Raw genomic sequence first — 22,970 nt, 5'->3', positions numbered from 1 at the left:
GCGTCAGCGATCGCCCCGCAGTGCGGCATCCGTCCACTCGACGCAGTCGATCTCTCCGCGGAACACCGCCTCTTCGCGCTGGCGCAGCTCGACGCGGCGGATCTTGCCCGAGATCGTCTTGGGCAGCTCGAAGAACTCGACGCGGCGCACCCGCTGGAACGGGGCGAGCCGCTCGCGCGCGAAGCGCAGGATGTCGAGCGCGACCTCCTCGCCCGCCTCGTGTCCGCCGGCGAGCACGATGTAGGCCTTCGGCACCGCGAGGCGCAGCTCGTCGGGCGCGGGAACGACCGCGGCCTCCATGACCGCCGGATGCTCGATCAGCACGCTCTCGAGCTCGAACGGGCTGATCTTGTAGTCCGAGGCCTTGAAGACGTCGTCGGTACGGCCGATATAGGTGATGCTGCCCGTCTCATCGCGCCGCGCCACATCGCCGGTGTGGAAGAGCCCGTCGGCGAACGCCTCGGCGTTGCGCTCGGGGTCGCCCACGTACCCCGTCGTGAGGTTGACGGGCCGCTCGGTGAGGTCGATGCAGATCTCGCCCTCGTCGGCGCGCTCGCCCGTCACCGGGTCGACGAGCACGACCGGGCACCCGGGCAGGGGCCGCCCCATCGAGCCCGGAACGAGGTCGGCGCCCGGGGTGTTGGCGACGACCGCGGTCATCTCGGTCTGCCCGTACCCGTCGCGGATGTCGAGGCCCCACGCGCGCTGCACCGAGGCGATGACCTCGGGATTGAGCGGCTCACCCGCCGACACGACCTCGCGCAGCGACCCGCGGCGCCCGGTCAGATCGGCCTGGATGAGCATGCGCCACACCGTCGGCGGCGCGCAGAAGGTCGTCACGCGGTCGTTCTCGAGCTCGGTGAGCAGGTGCTCCGCCGAGAAGCGCGAATAGTTCAGGGCGAGCACTGTCGCCCCGGCGATCCACGGCGCGAAGAACAGGCTCCACGCGTGCTTGGCCCACCCGGGCGAGCTGATCGCGAGGTGCACGTCGCCGGGCTGCAGCCCCAGCCAGTACATCGTGCTGAGGTGACCGACCGGGTACGACGAGTGCGTGTGCTCGACGAGCTTGGGCTTCGAGGTCGTCCCCGAGGTGAAGTACAGCAGCAGGCGCTCGTCGGCAGTGGTCCCCGGATGCCGAGCGGGCTCCGCCTCGACGGCGAAGGCGTCCGAGTAGGTCGCCCACCCCGTGTGCTCGCCACCGACGACGATGCGACCGAGACCCTCGGGCAGGTCGTCGAACTTGGCGGCATCCGCCGCTCCGACGACGACGTGGCGGATCTCGGCGCGCTCGATGCGGTCGGCGAGGTCGACCGAGCCGAGCGCCGTGGTTGTCGGGGCGATGACGCCGCCGAGCTTCATGATGCCGAGCATGGCTTCCCACAGCTCCACCTGGTTGTCGAGCATGAGCAGCACGGTCTCGCCGCGGCGGACGCCCCGCGTCTCGAGCCACGCGGCGACCTGGTCGGAGCGCCGCGCGAGCTCGTCGAACGTGCGCTCGTGGTGCGTTCCGTCATCGTCGACGACGATCAGCGCCGTGCCGTCGTTGCCGCGGGCCATCGGGTCGAACCAGTCGATCGCCCAGTTGAACGCCCCCTCGAAGCTCGGCCAGACGAAGTCCGCGGCGGCGGCGGGATCGGTGCGGACGGCGAGAAGGTGGTCACGGGCGGCGCGGTAGCGCTCGGTCGCGGCGGTGGGTGTCATGGAGCTCCTTCGAACGCGTTCTACGCTAGACCTCTCGTCCAGGCCGCGAGTGCGTCGAAAGCCCGAGCCCTGGCATCCGGGGCGGATAAGAACACGTCGTGCAGCGCCCCATCGATCCGGGCGATGGTGACGGTTCTCGCGATGCGGGTCGCCGAACGGGCGATGTCGTCGACCACGAGCACCGAGTCGGTCTCGCGCATCGCGTCGTTCCAGGTGAGTGCCGGCGTGGACCTCGCCGACAGCAGCACGAGCGCCGGGCAGCCCACGTCGACTCCGGATGCCACCCGCGCGTGCCCCGCGATGATCGCCGCGAGCCAGCCGGGGTGGGTGGGAAAACCCTGCGGCGGTCGCCAGCCCTCGGGGCTGTCGGGCAGAGTGCCCAGATCGCGTTGCGCCCGCGTGTAGAAGCCGAGGTCGACCACCGGATGCGTGCCGAGGGGGTCGAAGCGGGCGCGCGCGTTGACGATCGGCGCCAGGGCCTGACGTCCGAGCGGACCGAGCTGCAGTTCGAGCCACGGGCTGTTCAGCACGAGGGCGTCGGCGACGCCGGGATGCCGCGCGGCCCAGAGCGTGAGGGTGAGTCCCCCCGTGCTGTGGCCGAGCAGAAGCAGGCGTCGGTTCTCTCGTTTCGTGGCCATGGCGTCGAGGGCCGCCCCGATGTCGGCGTCGTAGACGTCGAGGGCTGCGATGTATCCCGGAGCCTGCCCGGGCCGCAGACTCCGGCCGTACTTGCGCAGGTCGAGGGCGTAGAAGCGCGCCCCGCGGTCGGTGAAGAAGCGCGCGAGGTCGGTCTGGAAGAAGTAGTCCGACCAGCCGTGCACGTAGAGGACGTCGGTGTCGCGCAGGTCGCCGAAGAGGCGCGCGCCGGGGTGCGGTCGGGAGCGGACCAGCGTCGCGACGACCTCGCCCTCGGCGTCGTCGCCGAGAGGCAGCGTCTGCTGCTCGAACCCGTCGCCGAGGACGTCCGGTCGCCACTCCCCCATCGCCCCAGCCTACGACGGGCGTTTTCGCGAAGAGCCGCCCGCGTCGCGATGACGGGGCGGCTCTTCAGCGGGGAGGGCTACTCGCCGCGCGAGATCTTGATCATCTCGTCGCGGGGCACGACCTTGATGCGCGCGCGCTCGTGCGGAGCGCCGAGCGCGACCTCGTGCTCGTCGAGGCGGTGCCAGCCGTCGAGGTCGGTCCAGCGCACGCCACGCTCCTCGAGCAGAGCCGGGATGGCCTCTTCCTCGGGGTGCTCGGGCCGCCACCACTCCGCCTGGTCATTGATGACGTGGCGCACCGTCTCCATGGCATCCGACTTGGTGTGTCCGATGAGGCCGACGGGACCGCGCTTGATCCAGCCGGTGGCGTAGACGCCGGGCAGTCGGGAGTTCGAGTCGGCCGAGAGCACCTGACCCTCGTGGTTGGGGATGACGCCGTGCTGCTCGTCGAAGGGGACGTCCTTCAGGGGCGAGCCGAAGTAGCCGACCGCGCGGTACAGCGCCTGGATGGGGACCTCGCGGATCTCGCCGGTGCCGACGACTCCGCCCTCGGCGTCGGGCTTCGTGCGCTCGTAGCGGAAGGCGGCCACCCGGCCCTCGTCGTCGGTGACGACCTCGACGGGCTTCGCCCAGAAGTGGAGGTGCAGGCGGCGCGACGCCTCGCCCCCGGCGTTGTTCACGCCCGGGCGGGTGCGCCACTGCTGCAGCACGCGGTCGATGACCTTGACCTGCTTGTTGGTCTCGATGGCGGTCTTCGAGGCCTCGTCGTAGTCGAAGTCCTCGTCGTAGACGACCATGTCGACGTCGCGCAGCTCGCCGAGCTCGCGGAGCTCCAGCGGGGTGAACTTCACCTGGGCGGGACCTCGACGACCGAAGACGTGGACGTCGGTGACCGGAGAGGCCTTGAGCCCCTGGTACACGTTGTCGGGCACCTCGGTGGGCAGCAGGTCGTCGGCGTGCTTGGCCAGCATGCGGGTCACGTCGAGGGCGACGTTGCCGTTGCCGATCACGGCGACCGACTCGGCCTCGAGCGGCCACTCGCGCGGCACGTCGGGGTGGCCGTCGAACCAGCTGACGAAGTCGGCGGCGCCGTAGGAGCCCTTCGCGTCGATTCCGGGGATGTCGAGGTCGGCGTCGCGGATCGCGCCGGTCGAGAAGATGACGGCGTTGTAGTGCTTCTTCAGGTCGTCGAGGGTGATGTCCTCGCCGAAGCGCACGTTGCCGAAGATGCGGATGTCGCCGCGGTCGAGCACTTCGCGCAGCGCCGTGACGACGCCCTTGATGCGCGGGTGGTCGGGGGCGACGCCGTAGCGGACCAGGCCGTAGGGCGCCGGGAGCTGCTCGAACAGGTCGATGGAGACGTCGAACTGACGCTCGGACTTCAGCAGGATGTCGGCGGCGTAGATGCCGGCGGGGCCGGCTCCGACGATGGCGAGGCGCAGCTTCGTCATGGGTTCCTCTCGATCGCGATCGGGGGGGGTGGGGAAAGGGTCAGGCCGAGCGGTCGGCCACGGCGCGGGCGAAGCGCGTCAACGCTTCGCGCACGGCGCCGTCGGGCAGCGGCGCGAGGGCGTCGATCGCCTCTTGCGACCACTGGTGCGCGAGGCGCAGGGTCTCGTGCGTGGTGTCGTGCTCGCGCAGTTCGGCGAGCGGTCCGTCGAGCACCGACGAGTCGGCGCCGGCGGCGATGCGCTGCTGACCTTCGTCGATGCGGGCGCGGAGATCGGCGGATGCCGCGTCGGAGCGGTGCCCGAGCAGCAGGTACGGCATAGTCGGGACACCGGCGCGCAGGTCGGTTCCGGGGACCTTGCCGGTCTCGGAGGGATCCGGCGACAGGTCGATCACGTCGTCGAGCAACTGGAAGGCGACTCCGGCCTTCTCTCCGAACACGACCATGGGCTGCTCGAACTCCTCGGGTGCACCCGAGTAGATGACACCCGACTGCGCGGCCGCGGCGATGAGCGAACCGGTCTTGTCGGCGAGCACTTTGAGGTAGAAGTGGACGGGCTCGTCGCCCTCCTGCGGGCCCACGGTCTCGTGCATCTGCCCGAGCACGAGGCGCTCGAAGGTGTCGGCCTGCAGCTGGATCGCGCGCTCACCGCGGCGGGCCATGAGCTGGCTCGCGCGGGCGAAGAGCAGGTCGCCGGTGAGGATGGCGATGTTGTTGCCCCACACCGTCTGCGCGCTCGGGACGCCGCGGCGCTTGTCGGCGCCGTCCATGACGTCGTCGTGGTACAGCGAGCCGAGATGGGTCAGCTCGAGCGCCGTGGCGACCTCGACGACCTCTTTCGTGGTGCCCTGACCGAGCTGCGCGGTGAGGATGGCGAGCATGGGTCGCACACGCTTGCCGCCGGCCTCGTAGAGGTAGCGGGCGGTGACGTCGGCGAGCTTGTCGGCGCTGCGCACCTCGCCCTCGAGCTCGGTCTCGACGCGCGCGAGGCCCGCCTCGACGGTGGAGAGGAGGGTGCGCGAACGCAGGCCTGCGAAGATGCGGTCACTCAGGCCCAGCTTGCCCGACAGGCGGGTGCCGGCCGCGGGCGGTCTCGGGGTCACGGTTTCAGCCTATCCTGGCGCGCTGAGGGCCCGCCGACGGTATCTCGACGGTTGACAGGGGTTAAGAAGCGGGACGGATGCCGCGGTGCAGCGCGACGATGCCGAATGTGAGGTTGCGGTAGGCCACGTCATCCCATCCGGCATCCCTCATCCATCCGGCGAGAGTGGGCTGGTCGGGCCAGTCGCGGATCGACTCGTTGAGGTAGTCGTAGGCCTCGGCGTTCGAGCTGACGGCCTTCGCGACGATCGGGAGGACCCGGTCGTTGTAGAAGCGGTAGAGACCGTTGAACGCGCGGGACGGCGGGTGCGAGAACTCGCACACCACGATGCGCCCGCCGGGGCGGGTCACGCGGCGGAGTTCGCGGAGGGCCCGACGCGGGTCGATGACGTTGCGCAGACCGAACGACATCGTCACGGCGTCGAACTCGCCGTCGGCGAAAGGCAGGTCGGTGGCGTCGGCCTGCACGAACTCGAGGTTCGGCACGTCGCCGTGACGGCGGCGTCCCTCCTCGATCATGCCGCGCGAGAAGTCGGCGGCGACCACGTGGGCCCCGCTCGGCACGAACGCCATCGACGAGGTGCCGGTGCCGGCGGCCAGGTCGAGGATGCGCTCCCCGCGCTGCGGAGCGACCGCGCGCAGCGTCGCGACGCGCCAGAAGCGGTCGTTTCCGAGACTGAGCACGGAGTTCGTGCGGTCGTAGGCCGCGGCGACCTGGTCGAACATTCCGCTGACGCGCTTCGGGTCTTTGCCGAGATCGGCGCGGTTGGGGTCGCTGCTCACCCGTCGAGTCTAGGCGCGTGCCGCGGGGCGGTCGTCGGGGGTTGCCATCGACGCGAGGCGTTCGAGCCAGGGGCCGGTCACCTCGTCCGAGAACGGCTCCTCCCGCGCGAGCACCCGCCGCTCGAGGTCGAGGGCCGTGGCCTCGAGGTGCTCGACGATCTCGGCCGGGTAGCCGTACTGCACGCGGTGCTCGTCCCACTCGTCGCGATCGTCGACCCAGGTGCCGCGCTCGTCGGTGCGCCGCACGACGTCGAGGTCCATGTCGATGCCGCGTGGCACGCCGTCATCGTGCCAGCGGACGTCCCACGCCAGGTCGATGTACACCGCGACCGGGTGCGGATCGGCGTTGTGGGTGAATGCCCAGTCCCCCGTCGCCGGCACGAGCGTCACGTTCGGCTGCCGGCAGACGAACTCGGCGCCCGGTCTCGCGCTGCGCCACCCCACCTGCTGGCCGAACCACTCGCCCCACTCGTCGGATCCGAGGTAGACGCTGTCCTGCACCCAGTGCGGGGAGCCGTCCCATTTGCGCCACTCGAACATCAGCCGGGTGCCGGGGGCGGGTCGAGGATCCATGTTCGGAGTCTAAAACGTGCTCGGCCACCCCCGTCTCGCTCGACGCCGAAGCATCCCGGTCACCCGTCCCGCCGCGCTGCCGCCCGCGGGTCTACGCTGAAAGACGTGCTCGAACCCGCGGAAGACGTCGTGCCGCGCCTGCGCGTGGTCACGCGCGAGCTGCCCCCGATGGACGATGTCCTCGCCTACACGACCCCGTACGACCCCCTGTTCTGGAGCCGCCGCGGAGAGTCGCTCGCGGCCTTCGGCGACCTGCTGACGCTGCGGTACGCCGGAGAGCAGCCGGGCGACGCCACCATCTCGGAGCGGTGGCGCGCGATCGCCGCCGCCGCCGAGATCGACGACCCCGTGCAGCTGCCGGGCACGGGCCTCGTGGCATTCGGGTCGTTCGTGTTCGATCCGCACTCGGAGCGCGAGAACGTCCTGCGCGTGCCCGGCATGATCGTCGGTCGCCACAGCGGCCGTGCGTGGGTCACCCGCCTCGCCTTCGACGACACCCCCGACGGGCCCGAACCCGAGCTCCCACCCCGCTCCCCCTTCGGTCCGCACTGGTCCGCGACGCTCGGCCCCGGTCGGCAGACGGCGGAGAAGTATCAGGATGCCGTCCGCCAGGCCATCGAGGCCATCGGCCGCCGCGAGGTGGGCAAGGTCGTCCTCGCCCGCGACATCACGGGCACCGTCCCCGCCGGGTCCGACCTGCGGCGCCTCGTCCGGTCCCTGCTCGAGGGGTACCCCGACTGCTGGGTCTTCGCGGTCGACGGACTCATCGGCGCGAGCCCCGAGACCCTCGTCACCGTCTCCGGCGGAACGGTGACCGCTCGCGTCCTCGCCGGTACCGTCGCGCGCGGCGGTGACGCCGACGCCGATGTCGCGGCATCCATCGGTCTCACCCGGAGCACGAAGGACCAGGACGAACACCGGTTCGCCGTGCAGAGCGTGCTCAAGGCCCTCGGGCCCCACACCTCGGCGCTCGCCGCCGCGGATGAGCCCTTCACCCTGAAGCTGCCGAACGTCTGGCACCTGGCCACCGACGTCGAGGGCGAGCTGAGCGAGGACGCGTCCTCACTCGACCTGATCTCGGTGCTGCATCCGACGGCCGCGGTCGCGGGGACCCCCACCGCCGCGGCGATGGACGTCATCCGTCGCCTCGAACCCTTCGACCGCGGCCGGTACGCCGGCGCGGTCGGGTGGACGGCCGCCTCGGGCGACGGCGAGTGGGCCATCGCCCTGCGGTGCGCGCAGATCGACCGCGCCGCCCCCTCGTCGCCGACCGCGCCGATCACCGCTTACGCCGGCGCGGGCATCGTCGCCGACAGCGTGCCGGAGTCCGAGCTGCTCGAGACGCGCGTGAAGTTCCGCCCGATCGTCGAGGCGCTGGCCTGACTCAGGAGTTCGCGAGCCGGCCCTTCTCGACCTCGACGTCGTAGTCGGCCGCGGGCCACCGCGGATCGATGTCTTCGAGGGCGTCGATGAGCAGCTGCTGCACGGCGAGGCGCGCGTACCACTTGCGGTCGGCCGGGACGACGTGCCACGGCGCGACGGGCGTCGAGGTGCGCTCGATCGCGACCTGGTACGCGTCCATGTAGGCGTCCCAGAGCTCGCGCTCGTCCACGTCGGAGGGGTTGTACTTCCAGTGCTTGTCGGGTCGTTCGAGCCGCTCGCCGAGGCGCTCCCGCTGCTCGTCCTTCGAGATGTGCAGCATGACCTTCACCACGCGGATGCCCATCTCGGCGGCCTGCGCCTCGAACGAGACGATCGCGCCGTAGCGGCGCTCGATCTCATCGTGCGGCGCGAGCTCGCGCACCCGACCGATGAGGACGTCCTCGTAGTGCGAGCGATCGAAGACGCCGAGGCGCCCCGCGTCGGGCAGACGCTTCTCGATGCGCCAGAGGAAGTCGTGCTCGAGTTCCTCGGCGGTGGGTTTCTTGAACGAGGCGAGTTCGACGCCCTGGGGGTCGACGGCACCCACGACGTGCCGGACGATCCCGCCCTTGCCCGCGGTGTCCATCGCCTGCAGCACGAGCAGTACCGAGCCCGTGGCCGTGCCCGCGACGCTCTGCGCGAAGAGGCGTTCCTGCAGCCCCTCCAACGGCGCTCGGCCCGCGTCGAGGTCGGCGCGACCGTCGGCCTTGTCGCCGTCGTAGCCGGGCGTGGATCGCGGATCGATGTCGGCGAGGCGGAATCCGGGCTCCACGCGCAGGGCGTCGGCGGCGGGCGTGGACCATCTGCTGCTCGTGCTCATCCCGACATCGTGCCGTGGCATCCGGAATCTCCGCCACCCGTTGACGACGATGCCGAGCCGCGGGAACGGATGCCGCTCGGTCAGCGCGGAAGGGGCACTTCGATCAGCTGCCGACCGCCGGTGGGAGCGGTGAGCACCTGGTCGAGGGCGACACGCGTGGTGCACCGGTGGTACTCCCACCCGAACGCGAGAGCGAGCTGCTCGAGCCGGGCCGTCTGCGGGGTGTACTGCACGCGCGACATCGCGTCGTCACCGGCGACCGTGGCGACCTCGAGACCGTCGAAGATCGTGCCCCCACCGTCGTTTCCGACCACGACCTGCAAGCGGGGCTCGATCTCGCCGGGGGGAAGGAGCAACGCACCCATGTCGTGCAGGAACGCGAGATCGCCGAGGAGCAGACGCGTCACGCCGGGGCGTTCGTCGACCTGGCTGGCGAGTGCGACACCCGTGGCCGTGGCGATGGTTCCGTCGATGCCCGCAAGGCCGCGGTTCGAGTGCACGGCGACCTTCTTGCCGCCCAGAAGTTCGTCGGCGACGCGCACGATGCGCGAGGACCCGAAGACGAGCCGATCGTGGGGCCAGCTCGCGCGCCACAGCGCGTCGACGAGGGCGGCGCGATCCAGGGGTGCACGCATGACCTCGACCTCGGCGTTGATCGCGCCGAGCCGTTCGTGCGGCACGGCGGAGGCGAGTCCGTCTGCGTCGGGGGCCGGGGGCGAGAGGTCGACGGCGGCGGCGCGCGAGGCGCGCATCCAGTCTCCGAGCCACGCGCGGTCAGCGGCTCCCGAGCCGACTCGCACCGCGTCGACCGCCAGCGTCGAGCCGTTCAGGTTCACGGGCTCGCCCGGCCCGCGCACGGCGAGGACTTCAACGTCGTCGCGCATGAGCAGGCGCGTGACCTCGCGGCTGAGCGTCGGACGGCCGAACACGACGACGCGCTCGACGCGGCCGCCGAGCTCGGGGTCACTCAGCAGGGCGCGGTAGCCGTGCACGATCTGGCGCCCGAAGCGCGCGCCGCTGACGATCTCCGCCACGAGGGGGAAGCCGCCGTCGTGGGCGAACTGCTCCGCCGCGTCCCCGGCGTCCGCGCCCGCGACGACCACCGTCCGCGGACCGGGGTCGACCACGTGCGCCGCCTCGGCGACAGGTGCCACGTCGGCCTCGCCGATGCCCCCGCCGCCCTGGTAGAGCGCCCCGGAGCCGTCGCTGTTCTCTTCAGCGGGAACGGCACCGGATGCCGCCCGCTCCGCGAGCCACGCCGGCGCGGCGCCGGCGAGCGGCTCCCGGAACGGTACGTTCAGGTGCACGGGCCCTGCCGCGCGGGCACCCTCGCCGAGGGCGGCCTCGAGCGCTGCGGCGGCCACCGCATCGAGCTCCGCGGTCTGCTCGCCGGTGGCGCCGTCGTCGGTCGCCTCCGGAACCGCGAGGTCGGCTTCGAGCCGGACGGCGGAACGGAACAGTCCCGGCTGTCGGGTGGTCTGGTTGGCGCCTACCCCGCGCAGCTCCGGGGGGCGATCGGCGGTGAGCAGCAGAAGGGGAACACCCGCGTGATGCGCCTCGAGGGCGGCCGGCACCAGGTTCGCGACGGCGGTGCCCGACGTGCAGACGACGGCCGCCGGCATCCCGGTCTCGCGTCCGATCCCGAGGGCCGTGAAGCCCGCGACGCGCTCGTCTATGCGCACGTGCAGATGAATGAGCCCCGCCCGTTCGAGCTCGGCGGCGACGAGGGCCAGCGCCTGGGAGCGTGATCCCGGGCTGACGACGATGTGCCGCACGCCGCGGGAGACGAGCCCGGCCAGCAGGGCCGCGGCCGCGTCGGTGGCGGGCGCGGCGGTACGCGCGGTGTCGACCACGGGTCAGCCGACAGCGCCGCGCTGGTCGCGGGTGTCGTCGTCGCCCTTGCCGGGGGTGTCGCCCGGATCGGTCGTCTTCTGAGGAAGCTGGGGATCTTCGGCCTCGGAGTCGAGCTGCGCCAGCTCTTCTTCGAGGCGACGGATCCGCTCGTCCTGGTCGGCGCGCGCCGAGGCGGTCATGCGGCCGAGGAACTCAGGGTCGTCGTCGGGAGCCCGTCGAACGACCGTCTGCGTGGCGCGCCCGCGGCCGATGGCGAACCACAGGATGCCGCCGAGCACGGGCAGAAGGATCACGATCGCCATCCACGCGGGCTTGTTGACGCCGCGGTGACGAGAGGGGCTCTGCACGGCGCAGTCCACGATCGTGTAGACCCAGAAGACGGTCGCCACGAGCGCCAGGATGAGAAGCAACCGTGCCATGACCTGATTCTACGTGCGTCGGCTGGACAGCGGCCCGGAGTGGGCGCACGGTCTTCCGCCGTCGAACGACCCGGATCGGGGCCGTGGGTGCCCGCCGTAGACTGGGGGCATGCGTGCACGTTCGGCCCTCGTCTACACGGTGCTGCGTCTGCTCGCCTTCCTCGTGCCCCTCGGCATCCTGCTGCTGTTCCCGGTTTTCCAGGAGCTGCCGTGGCTCGCAGCGATCTTCGCCGCCCTCATCGGGCTGAGCCTGTCGACGCTGTTCCTGCGCCGCCCGCTCGCCAAGGTCACCGGCGGTCTCGCCGAGCGTCGTGCGCAGCGCGCGACGACCGGTCGCCGGACGGGCGCCGAGACCGACGCCGACGCCGAGGATGCGGTGGTGGATGCCACGCGCACCGACGGTCCGGACGCGACGCCCGAGGCTCCGCGCGCCTGAGCCCGGGCGCCGATCGTGCGCGAGTCAGACCGCGAACGCCGCGAAGAGGACCGCGCCGTACGCCACCGAGGTGAAGCTCGTCACCTGGAGCGCGGTGATCAGCTCGCGCGGGGCGCGGTAGGTCCACACGATGAGGATCGCGGCGAGCCCGCCGAGCAGCGGGATCCCCTCGAGCCAGGCCAGCGGGTAGACCAGGGCGAGGAACGCGGCGATCGCGAAGGGTGCGAGCACGAAGACCGTGAACAGCACCTGGGTCGCGCGACGGCCGATGAGAACCGAGAGGGTGCGCTTTCCCGCGAGACGGTCCTGGTCGATGTCGCGCAGGTTGTTCGCCAGCAGCACCGCGCAGGCGAGGAGCCCCGCGGCGACCGCCCCGAACCACGCCTCTTGCGGCAGAGACAGCACCTGCAGCCAGGTCGTGCCGAGGGTGGCGACCAGGCCGAAGAACACGAAGACGAAGATCTCGCCCATCGCGTTGTAGCCGTAGGGACGCTTGCCGCCGGTGTAGAACCAGGCCGCGACGATGCACACGGCGCCGACGAGGAGAAGCCACCACTGCCCCGTGCGGATCACCAGGGCGAGCCCGATCACCGCGGCGAGAGCGAAGAACGACAGCGCGACGATCAGCACGGTCCGCGGCTTCGCCTTCTTGCCGCCGGTGAGGCGCCCCGGGCCGACACGCACGTCATCGGTGCCGCGGATGCCGTCGGAGTAGTCGTTGGCGTAGTTGACGCCGATCTGCAGCGCGAAGGCGACGGCGAGACACGCGAGGGCGATCACCCCGTGCAACTGGTCGTCGACGAGGGTCGCAGCCCCCGTACCGATGAGCACGGGGGTGATGGCGAGCGGCAGCGTGCGCAGGCGCGCGGCGGCGATCCAGTCCCGCGCGGTGGCGGGCGTGACCGCCTGCGGCGCACCGCTCTTCGCCTTCTGCGGGTTGCCGCCCGGATGACGCTTCTTGGCGGTGTTCGGACGCTTGCGAAACTGTGCTGCCACGAGGGGTCAGTCTAATCCCGCGGGTCCGGCGAGCCCTCGCCGACGAGTCGACGCAGCGTCGCCCGATCGGGTTTGCCCGAGCGCAGGGTGGGCACCTCGGCGATCGCGATCACGCGGGCCGGTCGTGCCGGGGCCCCGACCGCCGCACCGACGACCTCGCGCACCGCGGCGAGCACCTCGCGCTCTCGGGACGGATCGATTCCGGGCACCACCACGGCGGACCCCTGGCCCCAGTCCGTGTCCGGGATCGGCACGACGACGGCGGATTCCAAGCCCGGGATGCCGCGCACGGCCGCTTCGACCCGGTCGAGCGAGACGTTCACCCCTCCCGAGACGATGACGTTGTCGAGGCGACCGGTGACGTTGAGCACGCCGCCGACGATCTCTCCCCCGTCACCCGTGCGGTACCACCGAGTGCCGGCCGCATCGGAGGGGAAGACGGATGCCGTGCGCTCGGGGTCGCCGAGGTAGCCCTCGGCGAGTGTCGGTCCCGACAGGCGCACCTCGCCGTCGACGATCGCGACGCCCACGCCGTCGAGCGGGACGCCGTCGTAGACGCACCCGCCGCTGGTCTCGCTCGAGCCGTAGGTGCGCACGATCCGTGCTCCCGCCGCCTCCGCTCGCTCTCGCACCGCCGGCGCCAGAGCTTGCCCTCCGATCAGGATGGCTTCGAACGAACGCAGGGCCTGCGCCACGGTGGCGTCGTGCTCGGCGGCATCCAGAAGTCTCTGCAGCTGCGCGGGGACGAGCGAGGTGTAGCTCGGGACGCGGGCACCGCCGACGTGCGACGCCATACCGAGGGCCGCCGCGGCGAACGGCTCGGCGCGGAACGGACCCGCGACGACGGCGGGCTCTCGATCGGCCAGCAGTGCCCGCACGATCACCTGCACCCCGGCGACGTAGGTGGCGGGGACCGCGAGCAGCCACGCGCCCTCGCCGATGCGCGCCGCCGTGGCGTACGCACTCGCGATGAGGGCGTTGCGGCTGATCACGACCGACTTGGGCACACCCGTCGACCCCGAGGTCGTGACCACCGCCGCCGTCCCCGGGGGGACCTCACCGGCGAGGTCCGAGCCGCCGAGTGCCACGGCGGGACCAGCGCCGAGGACGGCCGCCCGCAGAGCGCGCAGCACGTCGCGCGGATCGTCGGATGCCGCCGGCTCGAGCCTCACGAGGGGACTCCGGCGGTCAGTAGTGCCACGGGACGTCGGACCAGTCGGGGTCGCGCTTCTCGAGGAACGAGTCGCGCCCCTCGGCCGCTTCGTCGGTGCCGTAGGCGAGGCGCGTCGCCTCGCCGGCGAACAACTGCTGGCCGACGAGACCGTCGTCGACGGCGTTGAAGGCGTACTTGAGCATGCGGATCGCGGTCGGCGATTTCGTCAGGATCGTGCGCGCCATCGAGAGGGCCTCGCGCTCGAGCTCGGCGTGCGGCACGACGCGGTTGACCGCGCCCATCTCGTACGCGCGCTCGGCGGAGTACTCCTCGGCGAGGAAGAAGATCTCGCGCGCGAACTTCTGGCCGATCTGGCGCGCGAAGTACGCGGAACCGTACCCGGCGTCGAACGAGCCCACGTCGGCATCCGTCTGCTTGAAACGACCGTGTTCGGCGCTCGCGATGGAGAGATCGCACACGACGTTGAGCGAGTGCCCGCCACCCGCCGCCCACCCCGGGACGACCGCGATGACGACCTTCGGCATGAACCGGATGAGCCGCTGCACCTCGAGGATGTGCAGGCGACCCGCGCGACCGGGGTCGTGCACGGTCGTCTCGTCTTCGGAGTACTTGTAGCCGTCGCGGCCGCGGATGCGCTGGTCACCACCGGAGCAGAACGCCCAGCCGCCGTCCTTGGGGCTCGGGCCGTTGCCGGTGAGCAGGACGACGCCGATGCGATGATCCTGGCGCGCGATGTCGAGGGCGCGGTACAGCTCGTCGACCGTGTGCGGGCGGAACGCGTTTCGCACCTCGGGACGATCGAAGGCGATACGCGCGACCCGACCGTCGTGCGTGACGTGGGCGGTGATGTCGGTGTAGTCCTCGGCGCCGGGCGCCAGGGTCCATTCCGCGGGGTCGAAGAGCTCGGAGACGGTCACCCGTTCAGCCTACGCGCGGGGGTCGCCGCGAGAGCAGGCATGAAGGCGGTGGACGACCGCCGCCATGCCCCGTAGCCTGGACGACCCCGACGATCGGAGTCAGCATGACGAAGAAAGTGTCGATCCTGGGCCGCATCCGCGAGTACTTTCTCGGGGCGCCCGCACACGACCAGTCCGAGGACGCGCGGCGGTCGATGAACCACCAGAGCGAGACCGCGTTCCACAACGGCGAGGCCGCGAAGACCTGGACGGGCACGTCCGGCGGCGCGCAGTTCAAGCCGTGACAGCGGGCGGCGCCCCGAGATCCTCGGGGCGCCGCACCGTTCACGCGTTCTTGCTGTCGCGCCACCGCAGCCAGCGCTCGACGAGCGAGTAGTCCCACTCGGGACCTGAGAAGCCGAGCGTGAAAAGGCGGGTTCCGGCGTCGAACAGGGCGTCGGCCACGTCTTCGTCTCGGTCCTTGAGCTCGTTCGAGACGACGAGGCCCGACAGGTCGCGCTGCTCTGCCTCGGCCCACTTCTCGATCACACCAAACTTGTGCGGCAGTTCGTCGGGGGTGACGAAGCTGTGCCAGATGTCGGCGTGACGAGCGACGATGCGCAGGGTCTTCTGCTCCCCCTTACCGCCGATCATGACGGGGATCTTGCGGGTGGGCGCCGGGTTGAGCTTGCCCCAGCGCGCGACGACCCGGTCGAGATCGGTCGCCAGAGCGTTGAGCCGCGAACCGGCGGTGCCGAAGTCGTAGCCGTACTCGTCGTAATCGCGCTGGAACCATCCCGATCCCGTGCCGAAGATGAAGCGACCCGCGTCGCCGCCCTTCTTGCTGATGTGGTCGACGGTGCGGGCCATGTCCGCCTGCAGGTCGGGATTGCGGTAGCTGTTGCAGTTGACGAGGGCGCCGAACTCGACGCGCTCGGTCTGCTCGGCCCAGGCGGAGAGCATGGTCCACGACTCGAAGTGCTCACCCTCGGCGTCACCGTAGAGGGGATAGAAGTGGTCCCAGTTGAACAGGACGTCGACGCCCATCTCTTCGAGACGGAGGACGGCGTCGCGGATGTCGGAGTACTGCACGTGCTGCGGCTGGATCTGCACGCCGAGCCGGACGGGGGTATCGAAGAGCATGGCGTCAGCCTATGCCCGCCCTCCGACACCCGGGCGGGTGGATTCTCCGCTCGGTGCCGCGTAGCGTGGGAAGGCCCCGACGATCGGAGTCAGCATGACGAAGAAGATGTCGAAGCTCGCGCGACTGCGCGATTACCTGTTCGGCCCGCGACGCACCCACGAGCAGTCCGAGGCGGCGAAGGAGTCGCTCGAGTCCACCCCCGACCTCTCCTCCTACACCGTCGAACGTCAGACGTTCTGGCTCGGCGGGTTCGGCGGCGGCGGGCCGCGCTGAGCGGCAGGATGAGGGCATGAGCACCGTCGCCCTCCCCTCGCTCGCCGAGATCCTCGACTCGGCGCGCGTCGTCTCCCTCCCGCTCGCCGCCCGCTTCCGGGGGATCGAGACACGAGAGGCGCTCGTGTTCGAGGGCCCCGAGGGGTGGACGGAGTTCTCGCCGTTCGTCGAGTACGCCGATGCGGAAGCCGCGACCTGGCTCGCCGGGGCCATCGACTTCGGGTGGCGTCCGTCACCGCCGGCCGTGCGCGACCGCGTCGCCGTCAATGCCACGGTGCCCGCGGTCGCGGCATCCGAAGTGCCGAGGATCCTCGCCCGGTATGACGGATGCCGCACGGTCAAGGTCAAGGTCGCCGAGGCGGGCCAGACGCTCGCCGCGGACGTGGCGCGCGTCCGAGCGGTCCGCGAGGCGATGGGGCCCGAGGGACGGGTGCGCGTCGACGCGAACGGTGCGTGGAACGTCGACGAGGCCGAGCGAGCGGTCCACGCCCTCGCCGAGTTCGACCTCGAGTACGTCGAGCAGCCCTGCGCCGAGATCGACGAGCTCGCCGAGCTGCGCGAGCGGATCGACTATCTCGACATCCCGATCGCGGCCGACGAGAGCGTCCGCAAGGCCGCCGACCCCCTGCGTGTGGCGCGTGCCGGTGCCGCCGATCTGCTCGTCATCAAGGCTCAGCCCCTCGGCGGCGTCCACGCGGCGCGAGAGATCGTCGCGCAGGCGGGACTGCCCGCCGTCGTCTCCAGCGCCCTGGACACCTCGATCGGCCTGTCGATGGGGGTGGCGCTGGCGGCGGCGCTGCCCGACCTCGACTACGACTGCGGACTCGGCACCGCCTCGCTGTTCACGGTCGATGTCGTGGGATCCCCCCTCGTGGCCCGCGGCGGAATGCTGCCGCTCGAGCGCCCCCGCCCCTCGGTGTCCGACCTCGATCGGGTGGCGGCGACGGACGATCGACGGGAGTGGTGGCTGGACCGGCTGCGGCGGTGCTACGCCGCTCTCGAGATCACTCGAGGATGAGTCGCACGATCTGAGCGAGCCGCTCGCCCAGCTGACCGCGCGCGTCGGAGGGTGACGTTCCCGTCATGACGGCGGTCTCGGATGCCGAGATCCAGGCGGACAGCAGAAGCTCCGTCGCGGCGTCCGCGGGCAGTCGCAGAGTCAGCCCCCGCGCGTCGGCGATGTCGCGCACGAGCTGCGTGACGCTGTCGCACAGGGCGCCGTTCGATGAGAGGTAGGCCGCCGCGAACTCGGGGTTGCGCAGGGCCTGCACGCGGGTCTCGGCGCCGAGGAGGACGTCGAGGCGGTCCTCGCCCGCGACCTCGAGTACTTCTTGGACGAGATGGAGGACTTCGCCCGTGGCATCCAGTCCGCGGTCCTCGATCGAGGTGACCCGGTCGCGGACAGCGGCGATCGTGGTCTCGGCGGAGCGGGCGCAGAGGGCGAGGAAGAGTTCTTCCTTCGAGCCGAAGTTCGAGTAGAACGCGCCGCGCGTGAACCCGGCGCGGTCGCAGATCGCCTCGACCGAGGCCGCGTCGATGCCGACCTCGGCGAACATCTCCGCGGCGGCGTCCATGAGGCGCGTCCGGGTGTTCTCGCGCCGCCGTGAGGGGGCGGGTGCGGTGTCGGTCATCCGCGTCTCCTGTTCTGGGCGGACGTCCAGCTTCGGTCGCACCCTCGAGGTCTACGATACATTGATGTATCCGATACGGTGATGTATCGACTCGTTCACCGATCGTGGGAGCAGCCGTGTCGACATTCCTCTACACCCTGGGTCGCTGGTCGTTCCGCCACCCCTGGCGCGTTCTGACCGGCTGGCTCCTCATCCTCGTGATCGCCGGCGGCGGAGTCGCGGTGTTCGCGAAGGGGACGGACAACACCTTCTCGATCCCGGGCACCGAGTCGCAGGCCGGCCTCGAGATGCTCGGGCGCACCTTCCCCCAGGTGAGTGGAGCGAGCGCCGAGATCATCGTCGTCTCCGCGGACGGGTCGAGCGTTCGCGACCAGAGCTACCAGGACGCCATCCAGAAGACGACCGGCGACATCGGCACGCTCGACTTCGTCGAGGCCGTCACCGACCCCTACGACACCCGCGTGTCCGGCGGCATCTCCGACGACGGGCGCGCGGCGATCGTGCGCATCCAGTTCGCCGGAGAGTCGACGGCGGTGCCCGCCGACACCAAGGACGCCCTCCGCGACGCCACCACGGCACTCAGCACCGCCCTGCCCTCCGGATCCCAGGCGATCCTGGGCGGACAGCTCTTCGCCACCGAGATCCCCGGCGCCTCGCTCACCGAGGCGCTCGGCGTCCTCATCGCCGCGCTCGTGCTCATGGTGACGTTCCGTTCGTTCCTCGTGGCCGGGATGCCGCTGGCCACCGCGATCCTCGGCGTCGCCCTCTCGATCGGGCTCATCTTCATCGCGACGGGCTTCGCGACCGTGTCGTCGACCACTCCCCTGCTGGCGGTGATGCTGGGGCTGGCGGTGGGCATCGACTACGCCCTCTTCATCGTGTCGCGACATCAAGACCAGACGCGCGCGGGAATGGACCCCGAGGAATCGACCGCCCGCGCCGTCGGTACCGCCGGATCCGCGGTCGTGTTCGCCGGCATCACGGTGCTCATCGCCCTCATCGGCCTGAGCTTCGCCGGCATCCCGTTCCTGACGACCATGGGCATCGCCGCCTCCGTCGCCGTGGCGATCGCGGTCTGCGTGGGACTCACGCTCACTCCGGCGTTCCTGGGATTCGCGAGGCACCGCGTCGTCGGCTGGGGATACAAGAAGCAGAAGAAGCGCTCCCGCACGGCCACCGCCGAAGACGACGCGGCGGCCGCCGAAGAGGCCGCCGCCGAAAGCGTGCGCCGCGCCTCCACCGCGGCCGTCCGCGCCCAGCGCAACGGGCCCGCCAAGCGCTGGGTCGGCCTGGTCACCCGGCATCCAGTGGTCACCTCCGTCGCCGTGATCGGCCTGCTGGGGGTAACCGCGATCCCGGCCGCGTCCCTCGCGCTCACCCTTCCGAACGCCGGGCAACTCCCCCCGGGCGACGAGGCGCGCGTCGCCTACGAGCTGACCGACGAGTACTTCGGCCCCGGCGCCAACGGTCCCCTCATCATGACGGGCACGATCGTCACCTCGAACGACCCGCTGAACCTCATGACGAGCATCGGCGACGAGATCGCGAAGATCCCGGGGGTCGCGAAGGTCGCCCTCGCGACGCCGAACGCCACCGCCGACACCGGCATCGTGCAGATCGTGCCCGAGACCGCGCCCGACGACCCGCGCACCGCCGACCTCGTGCGCGAGCTCCGCGCGGCCGAGCCGCGCCTCTACGACCAGTTCGGCGTGCACCTGCTCGTCACCGGCTACACCGCCGTCACGATCGACATCTCCGACCAGCTCGGCGCCGCCCTGCTGCCGTTCGGCCTGTTCGTCGTGGGCCTCTCGCTCGTGCTGCTGATGATCGTGTTCCGCTCGATCTGGGTGCCGCTGACCGCCGCCGGCGGGTACCTGCTGTCGGTCGCGGCCTCGTTCGGCGTCGTCGCCGCGGTGTTCGAGTGGGGCTGGTTCGCCGACGCCCTGCACGTGGCCAAGGTCGGCCCCATCATCAGCTTCATGCCCATCGTCGTGATGGGCGTGCTCTTCGGCCTCGCCATGGACTACCAGGTGTTCCTCGTCTCGCGCATGCGCGAAGACTTCGTGCACGCCGAACGCGAGGGTCGCACGCCCCGCGAGGTGGCGCTCGGCGCCGTCCGCAGCGGCTTCTCGGCATCCGCCCGCGTTGTCGTCGCCGCCGCGGTCATCATGTTCGCGGTCTTCGTCGCGTTCGTGCCCGAGGGCGACTCGAGCCTCAAGCCCATCGCGCTGGGACTGGCCGTCGGCGTCGCGGTCGACGCGTTCCTCGTGCGCATGACCCTGGTGCCCGCGATCCTCGCGCTGCTGGGCGCGAAGGCCTGGTGGATGCCGCGCTGGCTCGACCGGATCCTCCCCAAGCTCGACGTCGAGGGCGAGGCCGTCGAACGTGAGGTGCGCCTCGCCGACTGGCCGACCGAGCCCGGGATCGCGATCGCCGCCGACGATCTGCGCACGGTGGGAGCAACGGATGCCGAGGAGCCCGTGTTCTCGGAGGTGTCGCTGCGCCTCGGGTACGGGGGGACGCTGCTCGTGACCGGCGAGACCCGCACGACGCGCACCCTGCTGCTCGCCCTGTCGGGCCGCCTGTCGCAGATCGAGGGGCGCCTGCGCGTGGACGGGCTGCTCGTCCCCGAGCGCGCCGGAGCGGTGCGCGCCCGTGTCGGCGTCGCGCTCCTCGACGACCCTGCCGAGGCCGCCGCCGACGTCGCCCGCGCCGCATCGCGCGGCACCCGGGTCGTGTTCGTGTCGGACATCGACCGCCTCGACGACGACACCAGCGACGACGTGGCCCAGGTGCTCCGCCGGGCCGCCACCGAGGCGCGCGAGCGCAGCGACGATGACTCGTCGCCGTTCACCCTGATCGTGTCCGCCCGCGACGAACGCCGCGCGCTGGCCCTTCTGGCCGACGCTCAACGTCCGGACGTGTCGTCCCTCTCGCTGCCGACCCCGCGCCGGCATCGTCCCGAACCCGAAACCTTCGCCGATCTCTCCGAGGTGTTCGCATGACTCTCCCCGTCGAGCGCTCCCGCTCGCGCCGCCCCGTCACCTGGCTCACGCTCGTCGGCGTCCTCCTGCTCCCGGCGGTGATCGGCGGCATCCTGGTCGGTGCGCTCTACAAGCCCACCGATCGACTCGAGAACATCACCGCCGCGATCGTGAACGACGACAAGGCCGTGGAGCTCAACGGCCAGCTCGTCCCCCTCGGGCGACAGCTCACCGGCGGCCTCGTGAAAGGCGCCGACGACCAGCCGAGCAACATCGACTGGGTCATCTCCAACGACGAGGACGCCGCCGCCGGTCTCAAGGACGGCACCTACACCGCGGTCGTGACGATCCCCGAGAACTTCACCGCAGCCTCGCTCTCGACCCGACCGGGCGAGACTCCCGAGAAGGCGACGATCGGTGTGCAGACGGCGCCCAACGCCCGCGTCGTCGACGGCGCGATCACCGGGGCACTGGCATCCACCGCCTCCCAGGTCTACGGCAGCACCCTGTCGTCGCAGTACCTGAAGAACGTCTTCCTCGGTTTCACGACCCTGAGCGACCAGCTCGGCAGCGCCGCGAGCGGGGCTCACCAGCTCGCCGACGGGGCATCGCAGGCGTCCACCGGAGCGGCCGGGCTGCGCGACGGCCTCGGGCAGCTCTCGTCCGGAGCCACGGCCCTGGCCGACGGCGCGTCGAAGCTCGCCGCCGGCGCCGGTCCGCTCGCCAGCGGCGCCGACCAGCTTTCGAGTGGCGCGGGAGCACTCGCCGGCGGAACCCGCTCGGCGGCGGCCGGCGTCACCAAGCTCGCCGACGGCAACGCCGAACTGGCGAAGCAGATCAACGCCCTCGCCGCGCAGATCCCGCCGAACTTCGCCCAGGACGCACAACAGCTGTCCGACGCGGCACCGCAGATCAACACCGCACTGACCGACGCTGCAGCCGCCCTGCAGAAAGCGGCCGACGAGTGCACGGGCACGCCCGAGCAGTGCGCCGCTCTGCGCACGGCATCCGACAACGCCGACGCGGCCCTGCCGAAGGCGAAAGAGACCGTGACGCAGATCGGCGGCCTCTCGGCCGAGGCCACCAAGCTTCCCGCGGGGGTCAGTGCCATCGCCGAGGCGAACCAGAAGCTCGCCGACGGCGGGTACGACGCGGCGAAGGGCATCACCACCATCGCCGGCGGCATGGACGGCATCGCCGGCGGAGCCACGAAGCTCGCCGACGGCGCGCGGCAGTTCGGCACGGGCGCCTCGGCTCTCGCCTCGGGCGCCGAGCAGGTGGCATCCGGAGCTTCCGGCGCCGAGACCGGAGCCGGCCAGCTCGCGGACGGCGTCAGCCAGGTCGCGACCGGCACCACCTCCCTCGCCGATGGCCTGGACACCGCGGTGTCGAAGCTCCCCACCTACACCGATGCCCAGGCCACGAACCTCGCCGACGTCGTCGCAGACCCCGTCTCGGCGACGGGCGGCACCGACTCGCTCTTCGGCGGCGCCGCGGTCCCGCTGCTGGCCATGGCGGTGCTGTGGTTCGGCGCCCTCGCCTCGTTCGTCGTGTTCCAGGCCGTGTCGGCCCGCTCGCTGACCAGCCGCCGTCCCTCGGGCCTCGTCGCCCTGCGCGGCTTCGCGCCGGCGGCGATCGTCGGCGCCGTGCAGGGACTGCTGGTCGCGAGCGTGGTGCAGGTGGCATCCGACTACGCCTGGGGCGACTGGGCCGTGTTCGCGATGATCTGCCTTCTCGCCGGGGTCGCCTTCGCCGCCGTGAACCAGGCGCTCGTCGCGCTCCTTGGGGGCGCCGGACGATGGGTCTCCGCGATCATCGGGGCCCTCGCGCTCGCGACGAGCATCGTCTCGACGGTGCCGCCGGTCCTCGCGGCCTTCGCGTCGCTGCTTCCGACCTCGCCCGCCTATTCGGCGATGCTCGGCGCTCTGTCCGCGGCCGGCGGAGTGGGTGCGGGAGCCGCGGGCCTCGTGGTGTGGGCGGTGCTGTCGATCCTCGTGACGACGCTGGTCGTGGTGCGTCGCCGGACCGTCTCGGCCCGCGCCGCGGCGATCGCCGCCTGACTCCCGCGCCCGGGCGCGGAGCCGCGCGGCGGCCTTCGCGCCCGGGCGCTCTCGCCCGCCCGAGCCCGGTCGCGAACGTCCACGTCCCGTGTCAGGGAACGGAGGCGCGCCGGTCCGTGACGTCTCCTCGGGCCCCGAGCACGCGGCATCCCGTCGCCCTCCTCCCACCCGCGCACAACGGCGGGCGCTTTTGGCGACACGCCACGAGCACGACCGCAGCACCCGGCGTTTCGCGAAGCGCCCCGCCGTAGCGCACGTCCCACCCCGCAA

General features: G+C 71.4%; 21 protein-coding genes. 7 read left to right on the top strand and 14 right to left on the bottom strand.

Going from position 1 to position 22,970, the window contains the following annotated elements:
• Positions 1-3 precede the first annotated feature (3 nt).
• The 6 genes from BLS25_RS10005 to BLS25_RS09980 form a co-directional block, all read right to left on the bottom strand.
• Positions 4-1,701: an AMP-binding protein gene (locus tag BLS25_RS10005; RefSeq protein ID WP_074695427.1), complete on the bottom strand. Its 1,698-nt coding sequence runs from the start codon at positions 1,699-1,701 to the stop codon at positions 4-6.
• Between the two features lie 20 nt (positions 1,702-1,721).
• Positions 1,722-2,684 carry an alpha/beta hydrolase gene (locus tag BLS25_RS10000; protein ID WP_074695425.1) on the bottom strand — a complete coding sequence of 321 codons (963 nt, stop codon included), beginning with the start codon at positions 2,682-2,684 and terminating at the stop codon, positions 1,722-1,724.
• A 77-nt stretch (positions 2,685-2,761) separates the two neighbouring features.
• A complete protein-coding gene (locus BLS25_RS09995) occupies positions 2,762-4,135 on the bottom strand; it encodes an FAD-dependent oxidoreductase (RefSeq protein ID WP_056223943.1) in 1,374 nt (457 codons plus the stop codon).
• A gap of 40 nt (positions 4,136-4,175) precedes the next feature.
• Positions 4,176-5,237 carry a polyprenyl synthetase family protein gene (locus tag BLS25_RS09990; protein WP_074695423.1) on the bottom strand — a complete coding sequence of 354 codons (1,062 nt, stop codon included), beginning with the start codon at positions 5,235-5,237 and terminating at the stop codon, positions 4,176-4,178.
• 61 nt (positions 5,238-5,298) lie between these two features.
• Entirely contained in the window at positions 5,299-6,018 is a 720-nt protein-coding gene (locus BLS25_RS09985) for a demethylmenaquinone methyltransferase (RefSeq protein ID WP_074695421.1), read from the bottom strand.
• Positions 6,019-6,027: 9 nt separating this feature from the next.
• Positions 6,028-6,591, bottom strand: coding sequence for a DUF402 domain-containing protein (locus BLS25_RS09980; protein WP_074695419.1), 564 nt, complete (start codon positions 6,589-6,591; stop codon positions 6,028-6,030).
• A gap of 168 nt (positions 6,592-6,759) precedes the next feature.
• On the opposite strand from BLS25_RS09980, the gene BLS25_RS09975 reads away from it, so the two are divergent.
• Positions 6,760-7,974, top strand: a complete 1,215-nt coding sequence (locus tag BLS25_RS09975; RefSeq protein WP_056224213.1) for an isochorismate synthase — start codon at positions 6,760-6,762, stop codon at positions 7,972-7,974.
• Between the two features lies 1 nt (position 7,975).
• Here BLS25_RS09975 and BLS25_RS09970 read toward each other — a convergent pair whose 3' ends face one another.
• The 3 genes from BLS25_RS09970 to BLS25_RS09960 form a co-directional block, all read right to left on the bottom strand.
• On the bottom strand, positions 7,976-8,833 hold the full coding sequence (locus BLS25_RS09970) for a polyphosphate kinase 2 family protein (protein WP_074695416.1): 858 nt from the start codon (positions 8,831-8,833) through the stop codon (positions 7,976-7,978).
• A gap of 80 nt (positions 8,834-8,913) precedes the next feature.
• Complete coding sequence (gene menD, locus BLS25_RS09965) at positions 8,914-10,686, bottom strand: 2-succinyl-5-enolpyruvyl-6-hydroxy-3-cyclohexene-1-carboxylic-acid synthase (RefSeq protein WP_074695414.1); 1,773 nt, start codon at positions 10,684-10,686, stop codon at positions 8,914-8,916.
• A gap of 3 nt (positions 10,687-10,689) precedes the next feature.
• A complete protein-coding gene (locus tag BLS25_RS09960) occupies positions 10,690-11,106 on the bottom strand; it encodes a PLDc N-terminal domain-containing protein (protein WP_056223954.1) in 417 nt (138 codons plus the stop codon).
• 109 nt (positions 11,107-11,215) lie between these two features.
• Between BLS25_RS09960 and BLS25_RS09955 the strand changes: the two genes are divergently transcribed.
• Positions 11,216-11,542, top strand: coding sequence for a DUF4229 domain-containing protein (locus BLS25_RS09955; protein ID WP_056223956.1), 327 nt, complete (start codon positions 11,216-11,218; stop codon positions 11,540-11,542).
• A 24-nt stretch (positions 11,543-11,566) separates the two neighbouring features.
• On the opposite strand, the gene BLS25_RS09950 is transcribed toward BLS25_RS09955, so the two are convergent.
• The 3 genes from BLS25_RS09950 to BLS25_RS09940 are packed head-to-tail and all read right to left on the bottom strand — an operon-like array spanning position 11,567 to position 14,629.
• Positions 11,567-12,538, bottom strand: a complete 972-nt coding sequence (locus BLS25_RS09950) for a 1,4-dihydroxy-2-naphthoate polyprenyltransferase (protein WP_074695412.1) — start codon at positions 12,536-12,538, stop codon at positions 11,567-11,569.
• Between the two features lie 11 nt (positions 12,539-12,549).
• On the bottom strand, positions 12,550-13,710 hold the full coding sequence (locus tag BLS25_RS09945) for an AMP-binding protein (protein ID WP_074695410.1): 1,161 nt from the start codon (positions 13,708-13,710) through the stop codon (positions 12,550-12,552).
• Between the two features lie 16 nt (positions 13,711-13,726).
• Positions 13,727-14,629 (bottom strand): 1,4-dihydroxy-2-naphthoyl-CoA synthase, encoded by a 903-nt coding sequence (locus BLS25_RS09940; protein WP_074695408.1) that lies wholly within the window; start codon positions 14,627-14,629, stop codon positions 13,727-13,729.
• A gap of 104 nt (positions 14,630-14,733) precedes the next feature.
• On the opposite strand from BLS25_RS09940, the gene BLS25_RS09935 reads away from it, so the two are divergent.
• Positions 14,734-14,913: a hypothetical protein gene (locus tag BLS25_RS09935; RefSeq protein WP_074695406.1), complete on the top strand. Its 180-nt coding sequence runs from the start codon at positions 14,734-14,736 to the stop codon at positions 14,911-14,913.
• Positions 14,914-14,953: 40 nt separating this feature from the next.
• Here the strand turns inward: BLS25_RS09935 and BLS25_RS09930 are convergent, their stop codons facing one another.
• Positions 14,954-15,751, bottom strand: a complete 798-nt coding sequence (locus tag BLS25_RS09930) for an LLM class F420-dependent oxidoreductase (RefSeq protein ID WP_074695404.1) — start codon at positions 15,749-15,751, stop codon at positions 14,954-14,956.
• A gap of 94 nt (positions 15,752-15,845) precedes the next feature.
• Here BLS25_RS09930 and BLS25_RS09925 point away from each other — a divergent pair, with 94 nt between their 5' ends.
• Positions 15,846-16,025 carry a hypothetical protein gene (locus BLS25_RS09925; protein ID WP_056223970.1) on the top strand — a complete coding sequence of 60 codons (180 nt, stop codon included), beginning with the start codon at positions 15,846-15,848 and terminating at the stop codon, positions 16,023-16,025.
• Between the two features lie 16 nt (positions 16,026-16,041).
• Positions 16,042-17,043 carry an o-succinylbenzoate synthase gene (locus tag BLS25_RS09920; RefSeq protein WP_074695402.1) on the top strand — a complete coding sequence of 334 codons (1,002 nt, stop codon included), beginning with the start codon at positions 16,042-16,044 and terminating at the stop codon, positions 17,041-17,043.
• Here BLS25_RS09920 and BLS25_RS09915 read toward each other — a convergent pair.
• Positions 17,030-17,656 (bottom strand): TetR/AcrR family transcriptional regulator, encoded by a 627-nt coding sequence (locus tag BLS25_RS09915; protein ID WP_056223974.1) that lies wholly within the window; start codon positions 17,654-17,656, stop codon positions 17,030-17,032. The two genes, BLS25_RS09920 and BLS25_RS09915, sit on opposite strands and share 14 nt — an antisense overlap.
• Positions 17,657-17,772: 116 nt before the next feature.
• On the opposite strand from BLS25_RS09915, the gene BLS25_RS09910 reads away from it, so the two are divergent.
• Both BLS25_RS09910 and BLS25_RS09905 read left to right on the top strand, forming a co-directional pair.
• Positions 17,773-20,661 carry an MMPL family transporter gene (locus tag BLS25_RS09910; RefSeq protein WP_074695400.1) on the top strand — a complete coding sequence of 963 codons (2,889 nt, stop codon included), beginning with the start codon at positions 17,773-17,775 and terminating at the stop codon, positions 20,659-20,661.
• The gene (locus tag BLS25_RS09905; RefSeq protein WP_074695398.1) at positions 20,658-22,700 is read left to right on the top strand and encodes a YhgE/Pip domain-containing protein; all 2,043 of its coding nucleotides are present in this window, start codon (positions 20,658-20,660) and stop codon (positions 22,698-22,700) included. Before BLS25_RS09910 ends, BLS25_RS09905 begins: the two co-directional genes overlap by 4 nt.
• Positions 22,701-22,970: the final 270 nt, after the last annotated feature.

Source organism: Microbacterium testaceum StLB037, from assembly GCF_900104345.1.
GTDB lineage: Bacteria > Actinomycetota > Actinomycetes > Actinomycetales > Microbacteriaceae > Microbacterium > Microbacterium testaceum_A.
This window is presented reverse-complemented; position numbering and strand designations above follow the sequence as displayed.